Source organism: Pseudomonas rustica, assembly GCF_018336155.1.
GTDB classification, from domain to species: domain Bacteria; phylum Pseudomonadota; class Gammaproteobacteria; order Pseudomonadales; family Pseudomonadaceae; genus Aquipseudomonas; species Aquipseudomonas rustica.
In genome coordinates, this window is record NZ_JAGYHF010000004.1 from 175,815 (window position 1) to 197,621 (window position 21,807).

Here is a 21,807-nt window from a genome sequence, read left to right on the forward strand (position 1 = left end):
GACGTGCGGTTGGGAATCCATAATCGACACAAAACGTTCAGGTCGATGTATGAATCAAGACACCTCGGTCGGCCCCCTCTCCCTCTGGGAGAGGGCTGGGGTGAGGGTTTGCGTCATTGCGCCACGCACTCGGACTCATCCCCGTCCAGCGCTTGAACGCCCGGCGAAAACTGCGCACATCGCTGTAGCCCACCTCTTCGGTAATCCGCTCGATCGGCATGTCCGGGTTCGCCAGCAGACTCATCGTCCGCGCCTGCCGGACTTGCTCCAGCAGCGCCTCAAATGTCAGCGCATGCTCGGTCAACCGTCGGCGCAAGGTGCGGCTGCTCATGTTCAAATCGCCGGCAATCTTTTCGATATGACTACCGCTGCTCAGATCCCGCGCAATCGCCCGCTCCACCGCCTGGATCAGATCAAGCTTCTGATGCACCTGCGCCGCTTCCAGCTCCAGCAGTTTCACTGCCTGACGCAGCGCCAGTGAATGGTGATTGGGCAGGTTCACATCGAGCCAGCGCACATCGATCAACATGCGATTGTGCAGGCAACCGAAGCGCACATTCGGCCCGAGCAGTCGGTGATATTCGCTCAGGTAATCCGGCGCGGCATGCACAAACTCCACCGCAATCGGCGCAAAATCAGCCCCGGCTAGCGCCCGGCCATACACCAGCAAACTGGCAAAAAACTCCTCGACCGCGAACACCTGCACTTCGGCGAACGGCAAACGACAATCAGCATCAAGGTGCACCTGATCGCCAACCACATCGACACTCGACACCACAATCCCGCCCGACGTGTGCTGATGACGAATGCCCAAGGCAAACGCATCGCGCAAAGTCTTGCACAGCGACAACACATGCCCGAGCAAGCCCAACGTGCCCAGCACATTTTGTGCGCCCACCCACAAGCCGAGGCCCTGATTGGGCAGGACTTTGAGCGCACGCTGAATCATCGCCACGGCCTGGCGATAGGAAATCCGCTGCGCCGGATCCTGCAGGTCTTCAAGGGTAAAACCCAGGCCACGGCACAGGCTCTCGGGCTCGACGCCCTTGTTTTGCGCGACTTCGGCGAGGGTTTGCAGGAGGAACGGCGACACCAGCGCCAGTTCGTAGGTCGGATCGACAACTTTCATGTTCATGGCGGCGAGACATTCCGGATCAGGCTTGATTGTTATTTTTGTAACCGGTTATGTCGAAGGAAGTTAGCACAGGCTTGACGGACTGTCCGCAGAAGTCCCCCTCAGTGTCCGCCAATACCCTGCCCTGACAGGCGCCAACGGCTTATTTCTATAGTGCCGGGCGTGCTGCGTACCGGCGTTGCGTCACAACACAATAATAATGAGGACGGATATGCACCCGAACCGCGCGACATTCCCCTTGCGCCTGGCCCTTTCCTTGCTGGGCTGCGCCGCGACTGTACCGGCGCTGGCCACCGAAGCCGGCGTCGACAACATCGGCCCCGGCACCGACGGTTTCTTCATGCTGCCGCTGGAAGTCGACAGCCTTCCGGAGAACATGGTCGCGTTCAACGTCTACTACAACCATTACAAGTCGACCAAACTCAACATCAGTTCGCTGGGCGGCAAGGTGCCTAATGTCGAAATTGAATCGACGGCGGTGATTCCGCGCCTCGACTACTTGAGCCCGGTGCGCGTGTTCGGTGGGCGTCTGGCCGGCTACATCGCACAGCCGTGGTTGAAGCAGGAAGTCTCGGTGTTCGGCCTCAGCGACACACGCGAAGGCATGGGCGACACCACCGTCGCGCCGATCATTTTGTGGGACATGGGCAAAAACCTGACCCTCGGCGCGGCCTTGGAAATCACTGTGCCGACCGGTGAATACAGCGTCGATCGGCTGGCCAACACCAGCAACAATTTCTACACCTACAAGCCGCTGTTCTCCTTCACCTGGCTGCCGACGGATAAAACCGAGGTGTCGATGAAGACCACTTACAGCTTCAACGAGAAGAACAAAGACACCGACTACAAGTCCGGGCAGATCTTCCACTTCGATTATTCGGCCAGCTACAAGCTCACCGACGACCTGATGCTCGGGATCAACGGCTACTTTCTCCAGCAAACCACCGACGACAAACAGTTCGGCCACACCGTGCAGTTCGCCGGGCAGGATGTCGACGACGGCGTGCGCGGCAAAGTGTTCGCCATCGGCCCGGCGCTGCACTGGACGTTCCTCAAATACGCCAGCGCAGAGATCCGCTGGGCCAAGGAATTCGACGTGGAAAACCGCCCGGAAGGCGAAATGCTCTGGGCCAAGGTCAGCATCCCCTACGCCTTCTGAAATCTCCTTGCCCTCTGTGGGAGCGGGCTTGCTCGCGAAGGCGCCAGGTCAGGCACCTTCGATGTTGAATGTCGCGGCCTCTTCGTGAGCAAGCCCACTCCCACCTTTGATCCCTGCCAACCACAAATCCCGCCTCCACTCACGATCCAATGTGTGTGGGCTTGCTCGCGAAGACGGCGTGTCAGCCATTAAAGATGTCGCCAGACACTACGCTTTCGCGAGCAAGCTCAGCTCCTACAAAAGCCTCCGAAATTCCCTGCTGATCGGAGGAATCGTCTGACATCTTTGGCGCTTGAGCTTGGGGATACTCGGTACTTCGTCTAGCCAGTGACGACACAGAGCCGCATCCCCCTTAGACTGCTTAACATTGATCATGGAGGTCATTATGAGCGCCGAACTTTTTCCTGACGTTGCCGAATTCGAAACTGCAGAGCAGGCAGCGAGCTACGACCGTTGGTATCGTGCAAAAGTACAAGCCGCACTTGATGATCCGCGCCCAGGCATTCCCCATCAGGAAGCCATGGTGCGGCTTGATCGGATGTTAGAAGAGAGGCGAAAAAATCGACGCGCTACTGGTTGAGTGGAGCGATCAAGCTCTGGACGATCTGGCTGATATCATCGATTACATTGAGCAATACAACACTAACGCTTCAGTTTCGCTGTATAAAAAAGTTGGGACAGCTGCGCAAAACCTGTCTTCTGTGCCCCGTGGCTTCCGCTTTGGTCGAATACAAGGGACTCGCGAAATGGTGATAAACCCGAACTATCTTCTTGTTTATCGAGTGACGGATCGCATCAGAATACTGACGGTGCTCCACGCTCGGCAAAAATATCCCTGAACACGATCAAAAAAAAAGGGCGACCCATCGGTCGCCCTCCACGTACAACCGCACAAACTTTCAATTCACCACCGGAATCCAAGCCGCCCGCGCCACATCTGCCGTATCGCCAAACGCCGGCAGTTTCTGCGCCAGGTCGCGCACGTTCTTCACGTCGAGATCCAGCAACTGCTGCCGCGTGATCAAGGTCGGTGGTACCAGCACTTGCTGCCCCGGGTTTTCCCCGGCAATCAGCATCGCCAGACTGCGCACACTGATTGCACCGGCGACTTGTGGATTGACCGCTGCCGTCGCGGCCCAGGCGCTGTTCGGTTCTTTCATGATCTGGATATCGGCGGTGGAGATGTCGGCGCTGTAGATTTTCACTTTGCTCGCCAGTCCGGCTTCGTCGACGGCGATTTTTGCGCCTTTGGCGAATTCGTCGAACGGCGCGAAGATCACGCTGATGTCGGGATTGGCGCGCAGCACGGCGCTGGCCTGATCGGCGACGGAGTTGGCGATTGGCGGGTTGAGCGTGCCGAATCGCGCTTTCTCGATGATCCCCGGATTGGCCTTTTTCACTTGGCTCCAGATTTCATCGCGCCGCTCCATCGGGGTGAAACCGCTGATGTACACGTAGCCCGCATCAAAGCGCGTGCCGTTGTCCTTCACCGCTTGATCTAGCGCCAGACGCGCCAATGCGTGGTGATCCTGCTCGACCTGGGTGACTTGCGGCGTGTTCAGATCAACGTCGAAGGCGACGACTTTGATGCCTTTGGCGAGCGCCCGGTCGATCGGGCCTTTGAGGGTTTCCGCCAGGCCGAGCTGCACGATGATGCCGTCGACACCGAGGTCAGCCGCCTGATCAATCATCTCGCCCTGACTCGCCGCCTGCTGCCGCGCATCAAACACCCGCAGATTGGCGCCGAGCGCTTCAGTCTGTTTCTCCACACCACGCAAATACGCTTCGGGAAAATCCCCGGAAAACAGATAACCCACCAGCGCAATCTGCACCTGGCCCTTATCGAACGGCGCCGGAGCGCCGGGCAATGCCTTGGCCTGCGCGTTAAGCGCCAATACCGAGAGCACCGCGCCGGTGAGGCAATGGCGCGCGAACTGTTTGATTGAACCGTGCATACAACATCCTTGAATAAAAGCAGCTCAGCGCGCCCGATGCGCGAGGCCGAAGGTGAACATCAGGGCCAGCACCAACACCAGTCCCTTGACGAAATCCTGCGCGTAATACGGCGCATTGAGCATGGTCAGGCCATTGAGCAGCGAGGCGACCAACAGCGCGCCGATCAGCGTGCCGAAGGCGTTGGGTTTCTTCGCGCCGAGCACGGCGAAACCGATCAGCGCGGCGCCGAGCGCGTCGAGCACCAGACCGTTGCCGGAGCTGACATCGCCACGGCCCAACCGCGCCGCGAGCAACAATCCGCCGAGCGACGCCAGTAACGACGACAGCACGTAAGCCAACAGTTTGAAGCGCTGCACTGGCGCCCCGGCCAGTCGCGCAGCCTGCTCGTTGCCGCCGATGGCATAGAACAGCCGACCGATGCGCGTACGTTCGAGAAACAGCCACACCGCCACCGCAACCACCGCAGTGATCAACACCGGAATTGGTACGACTTCCCACAGCCGCCCACGGCCCAGCGCAAGAAATGCGGCACTGAATGCGCCCTCGGTTTCCTCGCCGTTGGGTAGCGTCATGCCCACCGCAATCGAGCGGCCACCGGTAGGAATCAACTGCACGCCGATCACCAGAAACATGCTGCCCAACGTGGCGAGAATGTCAGGCACCCGCAGCTTGACGATCAGCCAACCGTTGAGCAGGCCGACCAGCGCGCCGCCCGCCAGGCTGATCAACACCGCCGGCACCGCGCCCCAACCGAGCACGACCATCACGTAACTGGCGATCATCAGGCTCATCGCCGCGACCGCGCCAATCGACAAATCGAGGCCGCCGACGGCCATGGTCAAGGTCACGCCCAAGGCGAGCAGCGCGACAATCGACACCGATTGCAGAATGCTGAACAGATTGCCGACGCGCAGAAACGCCGGCTCTGCGAAGCTGAAAAACACCACGATGGCCGCCAGCAGCCACAACAGGCCATAACGGATCAACGCTTGCAGCAGACGCTCGGCAGGTGCCGGTGCGCTCGATGACAGTGAACTCGAATCAGGCACTCGCTCTGCTCCTTGGCGTGGCGTGAGGGGAATGTTCGGTAACGTCGCTGCCGGCCAATGCCGCGACCAGTTCGGCACGGTTCAGACCGGCGCGCGGGTATTCGGCGACGACCGCGTGATCGCGCACCAGGAGAATTCGATCGGCAATTTCCAGCGCTTCATCGACATCGGCGCAAATCACCAGCGTCGCCCGGCCCTTGGCACTGTCGCGCAGCAGTTGGCCGATTTCGCGGCGGGCGCGGACGTCGACACCCTGGAACGGTTCATCGAGGATCAACATCCGACCTTCCCCGAGCAGCCAGCGGCCGAGCACAACCTTTTGCTGATTGCCGCCGGACAGCGCAGTCATCGGCACATCGATGCCGGCAGTCTTGATACCCAGCGCGGCGACCTGCGCTTCGACCGCCGCCGCTTCGGCGCGATTGCGAATAAAACCGCCACGGGTGAAACGCTCCAGAAACGGCAAGGTCAGCGTGCGACGCAGAGAGAAATCCGGCACCAGCGAATGACTGGCGCGATCTTCGGCGGCGTAGAAAACCCCGCTACGAATCGCCTCCCGAGGCGAACCTGGCTGCCAGTCAACGCCAGCCAATTGCACGCTGCCCTCCGCCAATGAGCGTAAACCGAACAGCACTTCGGCGATCTCGGTTTTGCCGGCGCCGAGCAACCCGGTCAGCACCACCACTTCGTTTTCATGCAAGGTCAGATCGAAAGCCTTCGAACGCGGCAGCACTTTTAACGCACGGAGTTTCAGCACTTCCTGCCCCGCCACTTGCGGCATGTACACATGCGCGGCCAGTGCTTGCCCGAGCATCGCGTGAACGGCTTCGGGTAACTGCCGCGCGCTGAACTCACCGGCCAATCGTCCGTCACGCAAAACAATCGCGCGATCAGCGACCCGTTGCAGATCGGACAGCCGATGGGAGATGTAAAGAATCGCCACGCCACGGCTGCGCAACGTGTCGATCAAACCAAACAGGCGCTGCGCTTCGGCATCGGATAACGCCGCCGTCGGCTCGTCGAGAATCAGCAAACGCGGCTGCAAGGCAAAGGCGCGAGCGAGCACGACCAATTGCCGCTCGGCCTGGCCAAGGTGTTCGATGGGTTGCTCCAGCGGCAAGCTCAGGCCGAGACCGGCGGCGATACTCGCGGCGCGTTCCAGAAGGCGTTTGCGGTTAAGCCAGAAATTCGCATCGGGCTTGCACAGCTCATCGAGCAGGAGGTTTTCGGCCACGCTCAAACCCGGCGCGATGCCCTCGTTGATCTGCTGATGCACAGCGACGATGCCGACCCTGCGCGCCGACAGCGGCGAGCTGAAATGGCGCGGCTGCCCCTCGACGAGAATCTCGCCAGCATCCGCGTTTTGACTGCCTGCCAAAATCTTCACCAACGTCGATTTACCGGCGCCATTGGCGCCGAGTAACGCGACCACTTCGGCGGGATAAATCTCAAGGCTGACCCGATCCAGCGCTCGGTTCGAGCCAAACGTTTTGCTCAGTTCACGTACCCGAATCAGTGGCTCAGGTGCCACGGCGACAGGCGCACTCATAAATTTCCTTAGCGGCGATGAGCCAGCGAACGCACGAGCCGATCGCCCAGGCTTTGCACGCCCTGGACGAGGATGACCAACACCACCACGGTGGCGACCATCACTTCATTGTTGAAACGCTGATAGCCATAACGGATCGCCAGATCGCCGAGTCCGCCGCCACCGATGACCCCGGCCATCGAGGAAAAACCAATCAACATCACCAGCGTCAGGGTGATGCCCGCGAGCAACGCCGGCAGGGCTTCGGGCAGCAGCACTTTAAAAATCACATGGCCGATGTCGCCGCCCATGGCGAGGATCGCTTCGATGCGGCCCTTGTCGACTTCGTCCAGCGCGTTTTCGACGATGCGCGCGAAGAACGGAAACGCGCCAATGGTGATCGGCACCACCGCAGCGGTGCTGCCCAGCGTGGTGCCGACGACCAGACGGGTCAGCGGAATCAAGGCGATCAGCATCACCACGAACGGCAGCGAACGGCCGAGATTGACCAGACTGCTGAGGGCCGCGTTGAAACGCGGCATCGGCCGCAATCCGTCGCGGCGACTGATAAAAAGCAGCACACCCAGCGGCAAGCCGATCAGCAGCGTGAACAGCCCCGCGAGCAACACCATGTACAGGGTTTCGCCGGTGGCGTTGAACACCAGTTGCAGGATTTCATCCCAATTGATCGAACGGTTCATGACTGCGCCGCCCTTACGCCATATTGCTTGAGGAAGGTCAGGCCCGGCGCGTCATGGCCCAGCGGTAATCCGCAAGTCGGACGCAGTGAACTGCCGAGCGCCGACTGTGGATCAGCGAGCAGACGTGGCACCGGCCCGGCCTCGACCAGCCGTCCGTTGGCCATAAATGCGGCGTGATCGCAGATCGACTTGACCACGTCGAGTTCGTGGGTGATCAGCACGATGGTCAGGCCCAATTGCCGATTGATGTCGCGCAGCAGATCAAGAATTGAAGCGGTGGTTTCCGGGTCGAGGGCGCTGGTGGCTTCGTCCGACAACAGATACGCCGGCTCCGCAGCCAAGGCGCGGGCAATCCCCACTCGCTGCTTTTGCCCGCCGGACAGTTGCGAAGGAAAGGCTTGCGCCTTGTCGCTCAAACCGACCAGTTCCAGCAGTTCGCGAACCCGCACATGGCGCCACGGTTTGCCGACGTTGGCGATTTCCAGCGGCACGGCGATGTTGTCGAACACGTTGCGCGAGTGCAGCAGGTTGAAGCCCTGAAAGATCATGCCGATACGCTGACGTTGCTTGCGCAGTTCGCTGTCGGACAGCGCCAGCAGATCCACACCATCAATCAGAATCTTGCCGCTGTCCGGTCGTTCAAGCAGGTTGAGGCAACGCAGCAGCGTCGACTTGCCCGCCCCGCTCCGCCCGAGAATCCCGTAGACCGCGCCGTCAGGAATGCTCAGCGAGACCTGATCCAGCGCCGGTTGCGTGGCCGACGCGTAGGTTTTGCTCAACTGCTCGACGGCGATCATGGCTTGCCGCCCGCCACCGGAATCACCGAACCGGCGAAGTTATCGGTGATGTATTTGGCGACTTCCGGCGAAGTCAGATCCTTGGCCAGTTGTGCGATGCGTGGGTCGTGCTCCAGCTTCGGTGTGGTCACCAGAATGTTGGCGTAAGGATTGTGCTCGGCCTTCTCGAGGCCCAAGGCGTCTTTGGCCGGCACCAGGCCTGCGTCGAGCGCGTAGTTGCCGTTGATCACTGCCAGATCGACGTCGTCGAGCGAACGTGGAATCTGCGGTGATTCGATTTCGAGAATTTTCAGCTGTTTCGGGTTTTCGGCGATGTCCTTGGGCGTTGCCTGATCGGCGGCGGGATCGTTGAAACCGGGCTTGAGCTTGATCAGGCCGTTGTCCTGCAACAGGTACAGCGCGCGGCTCAGATTGGTGACGTTGTTGGGTACGGCGACGGTGCCTTTTTCCGGCACGTCGGCGAAGCTTTTGTGCCGACGTGAATAAATCCCCAAAGGCTCGATATGCACGGTGGCGGCCACCGCGAGTTTCTCGCCGAGCGCCTGCTCCTGAGATTTCAGATACGGCAGGTGCTGGAAGTAATTGGCGTCGACATCACCGTGTACCAGCAACTCGTTGGAGTTCACGCCGTTGGGGATTTCGATGACTTTGAGGTTGAGTTGCGGATCGATTTTCTGGATGTACGCAAGGATCTGCGCGTGGGGCACCGGGTCGGCGGCAACACGCAACGGTTCCAGGGCCTGCGCGCCGAAAGAGCTCACCAGTGCGCCGAGGACGGCCAGGGTCAAACCTGCTTTTTTAATCATGTGCGGAGTCCTTGAGCGAATGATGAATCAGGCGGTTTTACGAACAGGTACTGGCGGCAGCAACGCGTCGGCGTAGAAGCGCTGAGCAACGTCCGGATGCGAGCGCAAACGACCCTTGAGGTAGTTCCAGCCGACATCGCGAAACAGTGGATTGAGCGGATCACTCGCCGGCCCGCGCGCCTCGCGCAACAGCACGGTGGGCAACGGATACAGCGGCACCACCGCATCGAGTTGCGCGCCGAGGAAGAACGCGATCGATAGGCGTTCGCTGCCAGCCGGTGGCGAAACCACGCGGTGCACGGTGGCACGCAGATAACCGTTAGTGGCCAGTTCGAGCAGCTCGCCGATGTTCACCACCAAAGTGTTTTCGCGGGGTAATGCGTCGATCCAGCGGCCTTCTTCGACCTCGACTTGCAGCCCGGCCTGTTGGTCTTGCAGCAGAAAACTCAGGAACCCGGAATCCTTGTGCGCGCCGACGCCTTGATGGCTCGCCTCGCTCAACTGGCCGGGGTAGCGCATCAACTTGATGTGTTCGTTGGGTTTGTCACCGTAGAGCTGATCGAAGGCATCGGCGCGCAGTGACAGCGCCTGAGCGAAGGCCCGCAGCAAGCGCAACGACATGCGCGTCATCGCCTGTTGCCATTCGAGCAGCAACGGTTTCAGTTCGGGGAGTGCCGCTGGCCATTGGTTGGGGCCTTGCAGCCGCGCCCACAATGGACTGTCTTCGTTTAACGGTAGAGCCTCACGCTCGGCGCCGAGATCAAACTGTTCGCGCTGATCGGGTTGCCCGCGAGTGATCTCGGAAGCCGCACGGTTGTAGCCGCGAAAATGCGGCGAATTGATCATGCCGACGGCGGTTTTTTCGCTGTCGGGCAAGGCGAAGAATTGTCGGGCGTGGGCCTGCACTTGCTCGAGCAGCGTACTGTCGATGCCGTGGCCGGTGAGGTAGAAGAAACCGACGTCACGGGCGGCGTGGCGCAGGCTTTCCAGAAATTGGTAACGCTGTTGCGCGGTGCCCTCGAACAGGGACAGGTCGAGGGTTGGCAGTGTGGTGATATCCAAGGTATGCGGCATGATTCACTCCTGGGTGAACCAAACCTGAAGAACCTTTGATCGATTCAGCGTGTGCCGTCATGGCAATCGGGGGTCTATCGGTTTGATGCGTTTATTCGTCGTTGAGGACAAAACTAAACGATCTTAAAAACAGCGGGCCAATATCTTTTTTGCATTACCTTAGGTCTGTTTTCCCCTCACCCCAGCCCTCTCCCAGAGGTAGAGGGGGCCGACCGTGGTGTCTGGCGTGATACATCGACCTGAAAGATCGTGGCGATTATGGATTCGGCTGAAATCGTTCAGGTCGAATCTCTATTCAGCGCTCTCTCACCCTCAGGTAGAGGGGCCGACCGTGGTGTCTGGCGTGATACATCGACCTGAAAGATCGTGGCGATCATGGATTCGGCAGAAATCGTTCAGGTCGAATCTCTATTCAGCGCTCTCTCACCCTCAAGTAGAGGGGCCGACCGTGGTGTCTGGCGTGATACATCGACCTGAAAGATCGTGGCGATTATGGATTCGGCAGAAATCGTTCAGGTCGAATCCCCATTCAGCGCTCTCTCACCCTCAGGTAGAGGGGCCGACCGTGGTGTCTGGCGTGATACATCGACCTGAAAGATCGTGGCGATTATGGATTCGGCAGAAAACGTTCAGGTCGAATCCCCATTCAGCGCTCTCTCACCCTCAGGTAGAGGGGCCGACCGTGGTGTCTGGCGTGATACATCGACCTGAAAGATCGTGGCGATCATGGATTCGGCAGAAACCGTTCAGGTCGGCGTATCTCGCAAGCATCCCCCATTCAGTCCCCTCTCCCTCCGGGAGAGGGTTAGGGTGAGGGCCACAAACGACGCGGTATCAATCCGTTTGCAACGCGCGCGGGCGTTGACTGCGTTGTTCGGCGCTGGCGTCTGGCGCGGGTTGCAGCTGGAAGTCGAACTTGAGTTTGGCGTGGCGTCCCAACGTTTCGTGCTCATGGAACACCACCTCGCCGACCAACCCTTCGCGGGTCGCGTAAGCAAAGTCATCCCACAAATATTGATCGCCCGACAGATTGATCTGCGTGGTCAGGTGTCGATGCCCCGGTGCGCTGATAAAAAAGTGCACATGCGCCGGACGCTGACCGTGACGACCGAGCAAGTTCAGACATTCCTGCGTAGGGCCCTGCGGGTCGCAGCCATATCCGGAGGGAACGATGCTGCGTGCGCGGTAACAGCCTTCGGCGTCGGTGATGATCCGGCGGCGCAGGTTGTATTCGGACTGGCTCGGATCAAAAAACGAGTAGGTGCCTTTGGTATTGGCGTGCCACACATCGACTGTGGCGCCGGCCAGCGGCTGGCCGTGGAGGTCAAGCACCTGGCCTTGGAGAAACATCACCGTGGCAACGCCGTCCTCGCTGCCATCGTCCATGCGGCACTCGCCTTCACACAGCGGCGCACCCGCGACGTAGAGCGGCCCTTCGATGGTGCGCGGCGTGCCGCCGGTCAAGCCGATTTGTGCGTCTTTGGCGTCCTGGAGCAGGTCAAGGAAGTGTTCGATGCCAAGACCGGCGACCAGCAACCCCGCTTCCGAACGACCGCCCAAACGATTGAGATAGTCGACGGCTTTCCAGAATTCGTCTTCGCTGATTTCGAGGTCTTCGATGATTTTCGCGGTGTCCTGCAGTACGCGCAGAACGATGGTTTTCAAACGCGAGCTGCCGTCGTCGTTGGTGAAGCCGGCGGCTTCTTTGAAGAAGGTTTGCAGCTCAGGCGTGTGGGCAATTTTCACGGTCATGGTGGGTTACCTCATCTTGTTGTTGTGTGGTTCATGCAGCAGTTGTGTCCAGCCGCGCAGCACCTGTGGGAGCGAGCCTGCTCGCGAAGGCGCTATGTCATTCAACATCTGTGGTGGCTGATCCACCGTCTTCGCGAGCAAGCTCGCTCCCACAAGGGCGGGCGGTATTCAGGGCTCAGCGGTCGTCGGCGTGGATCGACGACGGATGTCGGCAGAGCCCGTTGATCTCGATGTCCATGTAGGGGAACAACGGCAATTGCATCAGCGTGTCGTGCAGCGCTTCGACGCTTGGCAGATCAAACACGCTGTAATTGGCGTAATGCCCGGCGATGCGCCACAGGTGACGCCACCGGCCTTCGCATTGCAGCCGTTGCGCCAGTTCTTTTTCGTCAGCCTTGAGCCGGGTGGCGATGGCCGGATCCATGTCGACAGGCAATTTCACGGTCATTTTTACGTGGAACAGCATGGTGGCTTTCCTCTGGTTGTGATCGGTTCAGGAACGGCGAAAACGCGCCAGCCGCCCTTCGTCCAGCGTCAGGCCAAGGCCCGGGGTGCGCGGGATGTGCAGGTGAAAGTCGTGGTACTCGGGCCGTTCGGTGACGATGTCTTCGGTCAGCAGCAACGGCCCGAACAGCTCGGTTTCCCAGGTCAGTTGCTTGAGCGTGAGAAAGGCGTGGGCCGAGGCCAGTGTGCCGACGGAGCCTTCGAGCATGGTGCCGCCATACAGCGCAATGCCGGCGGCCTCGGCGATTTGCGCGGTTCTGAGCACGGCGCGCGGGCCACCGTTCTTGGCGATTTTCAGGGCGAACACACTGGCCGCGCCGTCAGCGGCGAGGCTGAAGGCGTCCTCGACACTTTCAATTGATTCATCGGCCATGATCGGTGCCGGGCTGCGCTGATTCAGACGAATCTGCCCGGAGCGGTTGACCCGCGAGATCGGCTGTTCAATCAGATCAATGCCGTTGTCGCCCAATACCTGGCAGCCACGAATCGCCTGGGACTCATCCCAATATTGATTGACGTCGACCCGCACACTGGCGCGATCGCCCAAAGCTTTTTTGATCGCCACGACGTGCTTGAGATCCTGCTCCAACGGATTGGCGCCGATCTTCAATTTGAAGATGCGATGACGCCGTACTTCAAGCATCTGCTCGGCCTCGGCAATGTCGCGCGCGGTGTCGCCGCTGGCCAGCGTCCACGCGACTTCGAGGCTGTCGCGCACACGACCGCCGAGCAGTTCGCTGACGGGCAGGCCGAGGCGTTTGCCCTGCGCGTCGAGCAGCGCGCTTTCGATGCCGGATTTGGCGAAGGTGTTGCCCTTGGCGATCTTGTCGAGCCGCTGCATCGCCGCGTTGATGTTGTTGGCGTCCATGCCAATCAACGCTGGCGCGAGATGCGCGTCGATGTTGGCCTTGATGCTTTCCGGGCTTTCATAGCCGTACGCAAGGCCGCCGATGGTGGTGGCTTCACCGATGCCTTCAACGCCATCACTGCAGCGCAAACGCAGGATCACCAGGGTCTGCTTCTGCATGGTGTGCATCGCCAGTTTGTGCGGGCGAATGGTCGGCAGGTCGACGATGATCGTCGTCAGGTTTTCAATCAGAATTCGCGGCATATCAATGCTCCTTGAGAAGTACTCAGCCGAGGTCGCCGCCACCGACCGGCAAGGTCACGCCGGTGATGTACGAAGCGTCGTCGGAGGCGAGAAAGAGGATCGCGCCGACCTGTTCATCGAGGCTGCCGTAGCGTTTCATCAGGCTGCTGTCGAGGGTTTGCGTGACGATTTGCTGGTACCAGGTTTGTTCTTGCGCCGACTGTTCGGCGTCGTTGCGCGGGATGCGCCGAGGTGGCGCTTCGGTACCGCCGGGTGCAGTAGCGTTGACGCGAATGCCACGCTCGGCGTTTTCGAAGGCCAGGCACGCGGTGAGTGCGTTGATGCCGCCCTTGGCCGCGCCATACGGCACGCGATTGACGCTGCGGGTGGCGATTGAGGAAACGTTGACGATGGCGCCGCTGCCTTGTTTGAGCATGTACGGCAGCGCGGCGTGGCAGCACCACAAGGTCGGGAACAGCGAGCGGCGCACTTCCGCCTCGATTTGTTCGACCTGGTAGTGCTCGAACGGCTTGGCCCAAATGGTGCCGCCAACGTTGTTGATCAGGATGTCGAGTCGATCGAAAGTGTTGATCGCTTCGACCATGACCCGGGCGCAATCGGCGTACTGTTCCAGATCGGCAGTCAGCGCCAGAACGCCCTCGCCTTGCAGTTCGTGAACCAGTTCGGAGCGGTCGACGGCGACCACTTGCGCGCCTTCGCTGAGCAGGCGCTCGCAGACGCGGCGGCCGATGCCTTGCGCCGCGCCGGTGACCAGCGCGACTTTGTTGGAGAATCTGTTGTTCATGACAACCTCGACTGAAACAGTTGCTTAAGCACACACAGCCCTTTGTGGCGAGGGAGCTTGCTCCCGCTGGACTGCGCAGCAGGCCCATCTTTTTATGAGGCAAAAGCGAGGGCCGCTGCGCGCCCCAGCGGGAGCAAGCTCCCTCGCCACAGGTGTGATTGCAGGCTCGGTTGATGGAGATCAGGCCGCGGCGAATTTTTCGTAGTAGAAATTCGCCGGGGTGATGCCCTGCTCGCGGATGTATTGGCTGACCGCCTCAACCATCGGCGGCGGGCCGCAGAGGTAGACGTCGACATCGCCGTCATTGAGGTGGCGCGGCTCGATGTGCTGGGTGACGTAGCCCTTGAGCGGGTGTGCACTTTGCGGATTGGCGACGCAGGCGCCGAAGCTGAAATTGGCGATGCGTGCGGCAAAGGCTTCGAGGCGATCGAGTTCAACCAGATCAAAGTCATTGGTCACGCCGTAGATCAAATGCACCGGATGCGCGCTGCCCTGCTCGGCGATCTTTTCCAGCATCGCGGTGAACGGCGCCAGACCGGTGCCGCCGGCGAGCAACAGCAGCGGCCGCTTGATTTCGCGCAGGTAAAAACTGCCCAGCGGCCCGGCCAGATTCATGCTGTCGCCGGCCTTGGCCAGACCGGTGAGGAAATTGCTCATCAAACCGCCGGGCACGTTGCGAATCAGAAAACTGACCTCGCCATTCTTCTGCAACGAGCTGAAAGAATACGCACGCCTGTGTTCACTGCCCGGCACTTGCAGGTTGACGTATTGCCCCGGCAGGAACGCCAGTTTGCTCAGCGCTTCGCTCTTGATCGACAGCGCGATGGTGCTCTCGGACAACTGCCGGACATCACTGATCGCCGCCTGAAAATTGGCCTGTTCGGTTTTGCACACCTGCGAGCCAACCGGCACGCGCACCACGCAATCGCTTGCGGCCCGCATCTGGCAGGTCAGCACATAACCTTGTGCGAGTTCGTCGGCGCTCAAGGCGTCTTCGATGAAGTTATCGCCCATCTCGTAACGCCCGGCTTCGGCGAAACACTTACAGGTGCCGCAGGCGCCGTCGCGGCAGTCCAGCGGGATGTTGATGCCTTGGCGATACGCCGCGTCGGCGACGGTTTCATGGCTGCCGGCCTCGATGAAACGAGTCACGCCGTCTTCAAAATTGAGTGCGATCTGGAAATTCATGGTGCACCTCGTCGTGTCGACTAGATGTGATAGATGTCGATGACCTGACGGACGTAATCGTTTTTCAGCACGACTTTCTTGGCCTTGATCAGCGGCTGCTCGCCACGCAGATCAAGGGTGTAGAAACTGCTGCCGAAGTAGCTGTCGGTGACCTGATAACGAAAGCTCAGGGTGTGCCAGTTGAAGCGCACCTGGCACTGGTCGGCGCTGTGCTCGACGATCTCGATGTTGCTCAGGTTGTGCGAGGTGCGGGTGTCGGGAATCGTCGCGCTGGAGCGCTCGGTCTTGATCCGGAAGATGCGGTCTTCGAGGCCGCCACGGTTGCCGTACCAGATCAGCGAGATTTCGCTTTGCGGGTCTTCGGTGAGCGTGTCGTCATCGTCCCAGGCCGGCATCCAGAAAGTCGCATCGGCAGCGTATAGCTCCAGCCATTGATCCCACTGGCCGTCATCGAGATAACGCGCTTCGCGGTAGAGAAAGTCGCGCACATTGTCGTAGAGGTTGCTCATCACACAGCCTCCACGGGGATCAGTTGTGGTTCGGCGGCAGCGGCTTTGAGCATGGTTTCCTGCCAGTACTTGTGTTGCAGCACGAACAGGCCTTCGTCCTCGGTGCGCATACCGGAGAGCAGCGGTTTCAGGTCGATTTCCTCGGCAGCAGCGTCGGCGCCTTCGACCCAATGGGTCGCGCCTCGGGACATGTCGTTCCAGCCGCGTCCGGCGCCGTAACCGGTCTGGCACGAACGGAATTCTTCCAGATCATCCGGCGTGGCCATGCCGCTGACGTTGAAAAAATCCTCGTACTGGCGGATACGTTTGGCGCGCGCTTCGGCGCTCTCGCCTTTGGGGGCGATGCAGTAGATGGTGATTTCAGTCTTGTCGACCGAGATTGGCCGGGCGATGCGGATCTGCGAACTGAACTGATCCATCAGATACACGTTCGGGTACAGGCACAGGTTGCGCGAGTTTTCGATCATCCAGTCGGCGCGAGCCTGACCGAAATCACGCGCCAGTTCGTCGCGACGCTCATAAGCCGGGCGGTCTTCAGGGTTGGCCCAGCGCGTCCAGAGCAGCAGATGGCCGTGATCGAAGGAGTAGAAACCGCCGCCCTTCTTCGCCCAACTGCCGGCGCTCATGGTCTTGATCGCCTCGCCTGCTTCGCGTTGCTGGCGCTGGTTCTGCGTCGCGGCGTAATTCCAGTGCACGGAGCTGACGTGATAGCCGTCGGCACCGTTTTCGGCGGTGAGTTTCCAGTTGCCTTCGTAGATATAGGAACTGGAACCACGCAGTACTTCGAGACCTTCCGGCGACTGGTCGACGATCATGTCGATGATCTTCGCTGACTCGCCCAAGTGCTCGGTGAGGGATTTCACATCGGCATTCAGGCTGCCAAACAGAAAGCCGCGGTAGGACTCGAAACGCGCGACTTTGGTCAGGTCATGCGAGCCTTCGCAGTTAAAGCTTTGCGGGTAACCGGCCTCACTCGGGTCTTTGACCTTGAGCAGTTTGCCGCTGTTGTTGAACGTCCAGCCGTGGAACGGGCAGGTATAGCTGGAACGGTTGCCGGATTTGTGCCGGCACAGCATGGCGCCGCGATGGCTGCAGGCGTTGAGAAAAGCGTTGAGCACGCCGTCCTTGTTGCGCGCGATGAAGATCGGCTGGCGCCCCATCGTGGTGGTCAGAAAATCGTTGTTGTTGGGCAGTTGGCTTTCGTGGGCGAGGTAAATCCAGTTGCCTTCGAAGATGTGCGCCATCTCCAGTTCGAACAGACGCGGATCGGTGAACATCTCCCGCTTGCAGCGGTAGGCGCCCTTGTCTTGGTCTTCTTCAAGCATGGCATTGAGGTAGTCGATTCCCAGGGACATGGCCAGGGCCTCCATTGTTATTGTTCAGGCCAGGTCAGATTAGGGAGGCGCAGCGCGGGGCAATAGCCGAATCCTGCAGATCGCTATCCGTTTTGTGCAGGACGGCGCGGCAGATGATTCGGACTGTTTCGAAGGGCGATCAGTGGCGGCGTTTGAGGGTGTGCGACGGCAGTTCGCCGAACTGTTGGCGATAGCTTTCGGCGAAACGGCCCAAGTGCAGGAAGCCATAATCCAGTGCCAGCTCCGTGAGGTTGCGCACCGGGCAGCTCGGGTCGCTGAGGCAGGCGTGAATACGCGCCAGTTTGCGCTGACGGATGTATTGCATCGGAGTAACGCCGAGTTGGCGTTCGAACAGGCTGTACAGCGAACGCGGGCTCATGCTCGCCTGCGCGGCCAGATGTTCGGCGGGCAGATCGAGTTTCAGGTTGCGCTCAATGTAATCGAGGATGCGCTCGAAACTGACGCTCGGAGCACTGAGGCTCTCACGGCTGACATTGGTGTTCATCAGCGAGATCAGTTTGCTGCCGATGATCTGCGCATAGTGCTCCTGCACCCGCAGCAACGGATCGCTGGCCTCGGCCTCCTGGCAAATCATCGCGAGCAGATTGGTGAAGCCTTCCAGTTCGTTCAACTGATAGTGATTGCGCAAGAAGCGGATACCGCTCGAAGGTCGCAACCAGCGCTGCTCGTCGCACACCGACTCGAGCACGCTGACCGGCACTTTGAGGATGAATTTTTCGCAGTCGTCGGAGTAAGTCAGATCGACCGGATCATCCGGATTGATCAATAACAACTCGCCCGGTACCAGATGATGTTCACGTTTATGCCCGCGCCACAGGCAATTGCCTTGCAGCAGCACCTGCAGGTGATACACGGTTTCCAGCGCCAGCGACGTCACCCGGACGCTGCCGCCATAACTGATGCGGCACAGATCGAGATCGGCGAGTTTGCGATGGTTGAGGCTGGCTTGCGGATGGGCGGTTTTGGACAGGCCAATGAAGTGCTGGCCAACGTGCTGATTGACGTAGTCGGAGACGGCATAGGGGTCAGCGTGACGAAACACGCTGCTGCGATCACTCAGCAGATGACTGTCCATTAGGCGGTGCTCGATCTTGTCGTTATGGGGTGCACGGTTTTCAGACTCACCGGTCACAGTACGCTTGCGTGCAAAAACCGGCAATTGGACAAAAGGTCGGGTATCCGTTAATCGAACACATTGTGTTCAGTTTTTGAACGGCGTGCCGATAACGCGAATAAGCAAAAGCAACTTTCCCTGTCGAAATTAAAGGACACCCGCATGAGCGACGCCTGGAACGAAGGATATTTCACCGACGAAGGCTACACCTACAGCTATAGCCGCGAAATCAATCCGGTCTTCCAGCGTTACTGTTTGCTGCTGCGCGGTTCTGCCGGCCTGGAGACCACTGACGGCTATCACTGTGAACTCGGTTTTGGTCAAGGCGTGTCGATCAATATCCACGCTGCCGCCAACCCCGGTTCCTATGTGGGCACCGATTTCCATCCGGGTCAGGCTGGCCACGCCATAGCTCTGGCGAACAGCTGGAACAGCGATGCGCGGCTGTATGACGACAGTTTCGAACAGCTGCTCGCGCGTAATGATCTGCCGCAATTCGACAGCATCAGCCTGCATGGCATCTGGACGTGGGTCAGCCGTGACAATCAGCAACTGATCGTCGAATTTGCCCGTCGTCACCTCAAGCCCGGTGGCCTGTTGTACGTCAGCTACAACTGTCTTCCCGGCTGGTCGCCTTCGGCGCCACTGCGCAATCTGTTCCGCCTGCACGACCGCTTTGCCACGAGCAGCTCCGCTCGCCCTGATCAGCGCATAGACGCCGCGCTGCAATTCTCCGAAGCGTTGCTGGCAGCCAACCCGAACTACGCCGGCACAGCCCCTGGCCTCAATGCCCAACTGCAGAGCATCAAAGGTCAGAATCGCCAATACGTCGCCCACGAATACTTCAATCGTGAGTGGAACTGTATGTACTTCACCGACGTGGTCGACGCCTTCGCTCCGGCCAAACTCGACTACGCCGCGACCGCTGTACCACTGGACACGGTCGACCCGCTCAACCTGAGCGCCGAAGGGATGGATTTCCTCGAAGGCATCGATCACCCGATCATGCGCGAGCAAGCGCGGGACTATTTCGTCAATCAGAATTTCCGCCGAGACCTGTACGTGCGCGGCGCCAACCGATTGTCTGCGGCAGAACAACGCCAGGGGCTGCTGAATACGCGCTTTATTCTGTTGCAGCCGGCGGAAAGCGTCGCCGCCAGCGTCAAGGGCCCGGCCGGCGAAGCGTCGTTGCAAGCCGAAGTGTACGGCCCGGTGCTTGAAGCACTGGCGGCCGATGCGTATGTCGCGAAGACTCTGCGCCAGCTCTCAAGCGCGTTGCCCGAAATGCCTTTTGACGATCTGCTGCAGGCCCTCAGCGTACTGATCGGGATGAGCGCTGCCGCACCGTGCCAAAGCGAAGCCGCCGAGCGACTGGTGCAAGCGCGTTGCAGCACGCTCAATCTGCAATTGTGCAAACGTTCGTTGCTGAGCGACAAAATCCAGGTACTGGCCAGCCCGGTGACGGGCGGTGGCATCGTGGTCAGTCGCTTTCATCAGTTATTCCTGATCTCGCTCAAGCAGGGCAAAAAACACCCGGCGGATTGGGCACAACTGGCGTGGGCGGTGCTGGCCGAGCAAGATGTTGTCCTGGTTAAAAACAACCAGCCACTGAACACGGCCGAAGAAAACATTGCCGAATTGACGGAGCAGGCACACGCATTCGCCGCCGGTTCACTGGTGACGCTCAGGGCATTGAATATCGCCTGACCAAACGGCAGATGAAAAAAAACCCGGCTGATCAAGCCGGGCTTTTTCATTAAGGCTTGCGGTAAAACTGCGCATTCAGGCGTTACGGCGTTCGAGCAGACGGTCGGCGCCACCCTCGGCAACCAGATTGCCCTTCAGTCGATCCGAACCGTCGGCGGCAACGGCGTCACTGAACAGAGGATCGGTTTCGTTCCCGGCAACCGAGTCGCTGAACAACCGGTCGGTTTCCGTTGCGGCAACCGCGTCACTGAACAGCGGATCGGTTTCAGTCGCAGCAGAAGCGTTCAGGGCGAAGATCGAGAAAGCAATGCCGAGCAGGGTTTGGCGTTTCATGGTGTGAGCTCCGTGGTGCAGTGGTTGGGTATGGAGCCGATCTTACGCCGCGCGATCAATATGAGAACTTCATTGGGTTAATGGTTGTTATTGATAGCGTCAATGATTGTGTCTTAGCGCAGCAACTGGCGCCGCATCGCCCCCGGCGACATCGCAAACCAACGCTGACACGCGCGATTGAACACGCTTTGCTCGCTGTAGCCGAGAAGCCCGGCGACTTGCGACATCGGCATGTGCCTCTGCCCCAGATAGTGTTCGCTGCGCTCTTTACGGAGTGTCTCGACAACGTCATCGAAACTGCGACCCTGCTCGGCCAGCCTTCGCTGCAACATACGCACGTGCATCCCGAGTTGTTCTGCGATCAAAGGCAAGCGGCAACGCTGGATCGGCATCATGCGCAGCACCAGACGTTCCACCTGCTTGACCACATCCGAGGTGGCCTGCAAATCGAACTGATCGAAATACTGCTCAAGCGCCTGATGCAGATAAGGCGCCTGCTGTTCGATCGGCTGATTCAGCTGCTCGTTGCTTAACACCAGCGCATTGCAGGGCTGGCCGGTTTGCACCGTCGTTTTGAAATAGCGCCGGTAGGTTTTTCCAGTCAAATGTGTGCTGGAAAAAAGTACCGACTGCGCGACGAAATGGTCGCCATACAGCAGCTTCATACCGTTATGCGCCACGCCCATCGCCAGTTCGATCATTTGCCGGCGGGGAGCCGGGCCCGAGAGCCGGATGTCGATGACCAGTCGTGGAGAGCCGGCCTCGCTGTGATCCAGATCGAGCTGAATGCCCGGGCTGTGGTAACCGATGAAGCGGATGATTTGCGCCAGCGCCTCCCCCGCCGTGGCGCAGGTTCGGGCGATCACTGCTATCGGCCCGAGTACGTGCAAATCCTGATATTCGGCCATGCGCAGGCCGAAATCGGCGCAGTTCAGCTCGCGCGCGGCAAACTCCAGCAGGCCCACCAAAGAGCGTAAAGGCACGCGCGCCTCATCGTCCTCCAGCAACTGCGGATTGATCCGAAAGCGTTCGAGCATGCGGTCTGCATCGCCGCCGAGCTGGCTGGTGACTTGCCGAAAACCGGTGAACGAGGTTGTTCTTATTAATGAAGTCATGTCACTAAATATCAAATAAATGTCATGAGAGATCAATAATTTTCTTGTCCTACAAGCCAACAATCAACCCGGGGTACTTACCGCTGCGTCATCGCGACGCGGCCACTGC

At 59.6% G+C, this 21,807-nt stretch carries 22 protein-coding genes; 4 read left to right on the forward strand and 18 right to left on the reverse strand.

Going from position 1 to position 21,807, the window contains the following annotated elements:
- Window positions 1–37: 37 nt before the first annotated feature.
- Window positions 38–1,135: an AraC family transcriptional regulator gene (locus KFS80_RS08720; RefSeq protein ID WP_159814809.1), complete on the reverse strand. Its 1,098-nt coding sequence runs from the start codon at window positions 1,133–1,135 to the stop codon at window positions 38–40.
- 211 nt (window positions 1,136–1,346) lie between these two features.
- Here KFS80_RS08720 and KFS80_RS08725 point away from each other — a divergent pair, with 211 nt between their 5' ends.
- The 3 genes from KFS80_RS08725 (at window position 1,347) to KFS80_RS08735 (ending at window position 3,133) form a co-directional block, all read left to right on the forward strand.
- Window positions 1,347–2,294, forward strand: coding sequence for a SphA family protein (locus KFS80_RS08725; protein ID WP_212544548.1), 948 nt, complete (start codon window positions 1,347–1,349; stop codon window positions 2,292–2,294).
- Window positions 2,295–2,679: 385 nt separating this feature from the next.
- On the forward strand, window positions 2,680–2,874 hold the full coding sequence (gene relB / locus KFS80_RS08730) for a type II toxin-antitoxin system RelB family antitoxin (protein WP_159814810.1): 195 nt from the start codon (window positions 2,680–2,682) through the stop codon (window positions 2,872–2,874).
- 46 nt (window positions 2,875–2,920) lie between these two features.
- The gene (locus tag KFS80_RS08735) at window positions 2,921–3,133 is read left to right on the forward strand and encodes a type II toxin-antitoxin system RelE/ParE family toxin (protein ID WP_256671890.1); all 213 of its coding nucleotides are present in this window, start codon (window positions 2,921–2,923) and stop codon (window positions 3,131–3,133) included.
- Window positions 3,134–3,193: 60 nt separating this feature from the next.
- Here KFS80_RS08735 and KFS80_RS08740 read toward each other — a convergent pair whose 3' ends face one another.
- From KFS80_RS08740 to KFS80_RS08810, 15 genes are all read right to left on the reverse strand, one after another.
- Window positions 3,194–4,249, reverse strand: a complete 1,056-nt coding sequence (locus KFS80_RS08740) for a substrate-binding domain-containing protein (protein ID WP_212544549.1) — start codon at window positions 4,247–4,249, stop codon at window positions 3,194–3,196.
- Between the two features lie 24 nt (window positions 4,250–4,273).
- Window positions 4,274–5,299, reverse strand: coding sequence for an ABC transporter permease (locus tag KFS80_RS08745; protein ID WP_212544550.1), 1,026 nt, complete (start codon window positions 5,297–5,299; stop codon window positions 4,274–4,276).
- On the reverse strand, window positions 5,292–6,848 hold the full coding sequence (locus tag KFS80_RS08750; protein WP_212544551.1) for a sugar ABC transporter ATP-binding protein: 1,557 nt from the start codon (window positions 6,846–6,848) through the stop codon (window positions 5,292–5,294). The genes KFS80_RS08745 and KFS80_RS08750 overlap by 8 nt, the downstream gene beginning before the upstream one ends.
- 8 nt (window positions 6,849–6,856) lie before the next feature.
- Entirely contained in the window at window positions 6,857–7,528 is a 672-nt protein-coding gene (locus KFS80_RS08755; RefSeq protein WP_159814813.1) for a methionine ABC transporter permease, read from the reverse strand.
- Window positions 7,525–8,325, reverse strand: a complete 801-nt coding sequence (locus KFS80_RS08760; RefSeq protein ID WP_212544552.1) for a methionine ABC transporter ATP-binding protein — start codon at window positions 8,323–8,325, stop codon at window positions 7,525–7,527. Before KFS80_RS08760 ends, KFS80_RS08755 begins: the two co-directional genes overlap by 4 nt.
- Window positions 8,322–9,131 carry a MetQ/NlpA family ABC transporter substrate-binding protein gene (locus KFS80_RS08765; RefSeq protein WP_053119562.1) on the reverse strand — a complete coding sequence of 270 codons (810 nt, stop codon included), beginning with the start codon at window positions 9,129–9,131 and terminating at the stop codon, window positions 8,322–8,324. Before KFS80_RS08765 ends, KFS80_RS08760 begins: the two co-directional genes overlap by 4 nt.
- A 27-nt stretch (window positions 9,132–9,158) precedes the next feature.
- Entirely contained in the window at window positions 9,159–10,205 is a 1,047-nt protein-coding gene (locus KFS80_RS08770; RefSeq protein WP_212544553.1) for an isopenicillin N synthase family dioxygenase, read from the reverse strand.
- An 834-nt stretch (window positions 10,206–11,039) separates the two neighbouring features.
- Window positions 11,040–11,957 carry a catechol 1,2-dioxygenase gene (catA, locus tag KFS80_RS08775; protein ID WP_212544554.1) on the reverse strand — a complete coding sequence of 306 codons (918 nt, stop codon included), beginning with the start codon at window positions 11,955–11,957 and terminating at the stop codon, window positions 11,040–11,042.
- A 175-nt stretch (window positions 11,958–12,132) separates the two neighbouring features.
- On the reverse strand, window positions 12,133–12,423 hold the full coding sequence (gene catC, locus KFS80_RS08780) for a muconolactone Delta-isomerase (protein ID WP_212544555.1): 291 nt from the start codon (window positions 12,421–12,423) through the stop codon (window positions 12,133–12,135).
- A 27-nt stretch (window positions 12,424–12,450) separates the two neighbouring features.
- Window positions 12,451–13,572: a muconate cycloisomerase family protein gene (locus tag KFS80_RS08785; RefSeq protein WP_212544556.1), complete on the reverse strand. Its 1,122-nt coding sequence runs from the start codon at window positions 13,570–13,572 to the stop codon at window positions 12,451–12,453.
- A gap of 22 nt (window positions 13,573–13,594) precedes the next feature.
- Window positions 13,595–14,356: a 1,6-dihydroxycyclohexa-2,4-diene-1-carboxylate dehydrogenase gene (locus tag KFS80_RS08790; protein WP_212544557.1), complete on the reverse strand. Its 762-nt coding sequence runs from the start codon at window positions 14,354–14,356 to the stop codon at window positions 13,595–13,597.
- A gap of 180 nt (window positions 14,357–14,536) precedes the next feature.
- Window positions 14,537–15,544 carry a benzoate 1,2-dioxygenase electron transfer component BenC gene (gene benC / locus KFS80_RS08795; protein ID WP_212544558.1) on the reverse strand — a complete coding sequence of 336 codons (1,008 nt, stop codon included), beginning with the start codon at window positions 15,542–15,544 and terminating at the stop codon, window positions 14,537–14,539.
- A gap of 20 nt (window positions 15,545–15,564) precedes the next feature.
- A complete protein-coding gene (gene benB, locus KFS80_RS08800) occupies window positions 15,565–16,053 on the reverse strand; it encodes a benzoate 1,2-dioxygenase small subunit (RefSeq protein WP_212544559.1) in 489 nt (162 codons plus the stop codon).
- The gene (gene benA / locus KFS80_RS08805; protein WP_212544560.1) at window positions 16,053–17,408 is read right to left on the reverse strand and encodes a benzoate 1,2-dioxygenase large subunit; all 1,356 of its coding nucleotides are present in this window, start codon (window positions 17,406–17,408) and stop codon (window positions 16,053–16,055) included. The genes benB and benA overlap by 1 nt, the downstream gene beginning before the upstream one ends.
- A 139-nt stretch (window positions 17,409–17,547) precedes the next feature.
- Window positions 17,548–18,504, reverse strand: coding sequence for an AraC family transcriptional regulator (locus KFS80_RS08810; RefSeq protein WP_212544561.1), 957 nt, complete (start codon window positions 18,502–18,504; stop codon window positions 17,548–17,550).
- 201 nt (window positions 18,505–18,705) lie between these two features.
- Here KFS80_RS08810 and KFS80_RS08815 point away from each other — a divergent pair, with 201 nt between their 5' ends.
- Window positions 18,706–20,250 carry a methyltransferase regulatory domain-containing protein gene (locus tag KFS80_RS08815; RefSeq protein ID WP_212544562.1) on the forward strand — a complete coding sequence of 515 codons (1,545 nt, stop codon included), beginning with the start codon at window positions 18,706–18,708 and terminating at the stop codon, window positions 20,248–20,250.
- Window positions 20,251–20,325: 75 nt separating this feature from the next.
- Here the strand turns inward: KFS80_RS08815 and KFS80_RS08820 are convergent, their stop codons facing one another.
- Together KFS80_RS08820 and KFS80_RS08825 are read right to left on the reverse strand one after the other, a co-directional pair.
- Window positions 20,326–20,583 carry a hypothetical protein gene (locus tag KFS80_RS08820; RefSeq protein ID WP_212544563.1) on the reverse strand — a complete coding sequence of 86 codons (258 nt, stop codon included), beginning with the start codon at window positions 20,581–20,583 and terminating at the stop codon, window positions 20,326–20,328.
- A 113-nt stretch (window positions 20,584–20,696) separates the two neighbouring features.
- Window positions 20,697–21,698 (reverse strand): AraC family transcriptional regulator, encoded by a 1,002-nt coding sequence (locus KFS80_RS08825; protein WP_212544564.1) that lies wholly within the window; start codon window positions 21,696–21,698, stop codon window positions 20,697–20,699.
- Between the last annotated feature and the right edge of the window lie 109 nt (window positions 21,699–21,807).

Bases quoted from the DNA above. Each gene is read 5' to 3' on its own strand.
- KFS80_RS08725 (WP_212544548.1), top strand. From the start codon at position 1,347: ATGCACCCGAACCGCGCGACATTCCCCTTGCGCCTGGCCCTTTCCTTG.
- benB (WP_212544559.1), bottom strand. From the start codon at position 16,053: ATGAGCAACCTCTACGACAATGTGCGCGACTTTCTCTACCGCGAAGCG.
- catA (WP_212544554.1), bottom strand. From the start codon at position 11,957: ATGACCGTGAAAATTGCCCACACGCCTGAGCTGCAAACCTTCTTCAAA.
- KFS80_RS08810 (WP_212544561.1), bottom strand. From the start codon at position 18,504: ATGGACAGTCATCTGCTGAGTGATCGCAGCAGCGTGTTTCGTCACGCT.
- KFS80_RS08820 (WP_212544563.1), bottom strand. From the start codon at position 20,583: ATGAAACGCCAAACCCTGCTCGGCATTGCTTTCTCGATCTTCGCCCTG.
- KFS80_RS08785 (WP_212544556.1), bottom strand. From the start codon at position 13,572: ATGCCGCGAATTCTGATTGAAAACCTGACGACGATCATCGTCGACCTG.
- KFS80_RS08720 (WP_159814809.1), bottom strand. From the start codon at position 1,135: ATGAACATGAAAGTTGTCGATCCGACCTACGAACTGGCGCTGGTGTCG.
- KFS80_RS08760 (WP_212544552.1), bottom strand. From the start codon at position 8,325: ATGATCGCCGTCGAGCAGTTGAGCAAAACCTACGCGTCGGCCACGCAA.
- KFS80_RS08740 (WP_212544549.1), bottom strand. From the start codon at position 4,249: ATGCACGGTTCAATCAAACAGTTCGCGCGCCATTGCCTCACCGGCGCG.
- benA (WP_212544560.1), bottom strand. From the start codon at position 17,408: ATGTCCCTGGGAATCGACTACCTCAATGCCATGCTTGAAGAAGACCAA.
- KFS80_RS08755 (WP_159814813.1), bottom strand. From the start codon at position 7,528: ATGAACCGTTCGATCAATTGGGATGAAATCCTGCAACTGGTGTTCAAC.
- KFS80_RS08770 (WP_212544553.1), bottom strand. From the start codon at position 10,205: ATGCCGCATACCTTGGATATCACCACACTGCCAACCCTCGACCTGTCC.
- KFS80_RS08825 (WP_212544564.1), bottom strand. From the start codon at position 21,698: ATGACTTCATTAATAAGAACAACCTCGTTCACCGGTTTTCGGCAAGTC.
- catC (WP_212544555.1), bottom strand. From the start codon at position 12,423: ATGCTGTTCCACGTAAAAATGACCGTGAAATTGCCTGTCGACATGGAT.
- relB (WP_159814810.1), top strand. From the start codon at position 2,680: ATGAGCGCCGAACTTTTTCCTGACGTTGCCGAATTCGAAACTGCAGAG.
- KFS80_RS08815 (WP_212544562.1), top strand. From the start codon at position 18,706: ATGAGCGACGCCTGGAACGAAGGATATTTCACCGACGAAGGCTACACC.
- KFS80_RS08765 (WP_053119562.1), bottom strand. From the start codon at position 9,131: ATGATTAAAAAAGCAGGTTTGACCCTGGCCGTCCTCGGCGCACTGGTG.
- KFS80_RS08750 (WP_212544551.1), bottom strand. From the start codon at position 6,848: ATGAGTGCGCCTGTCGCCGTGGCACCTGAGCCACTGATTCGGGTACGT.
- benC (WP_212544558.1), bottom strand. From the start codon at position 15,544: ATGAATTTCCAGATCGCACTCAATTTTGAAGACGGCGTGACTCGTTTC.
- KFS80_RS08790 (WP_212544557.1), bottom strand. From the start codon at position 14,356: ATGAACAACAGATTCTCCAACAAAGTCGCGCTGGTCACCGGCGCGGCG.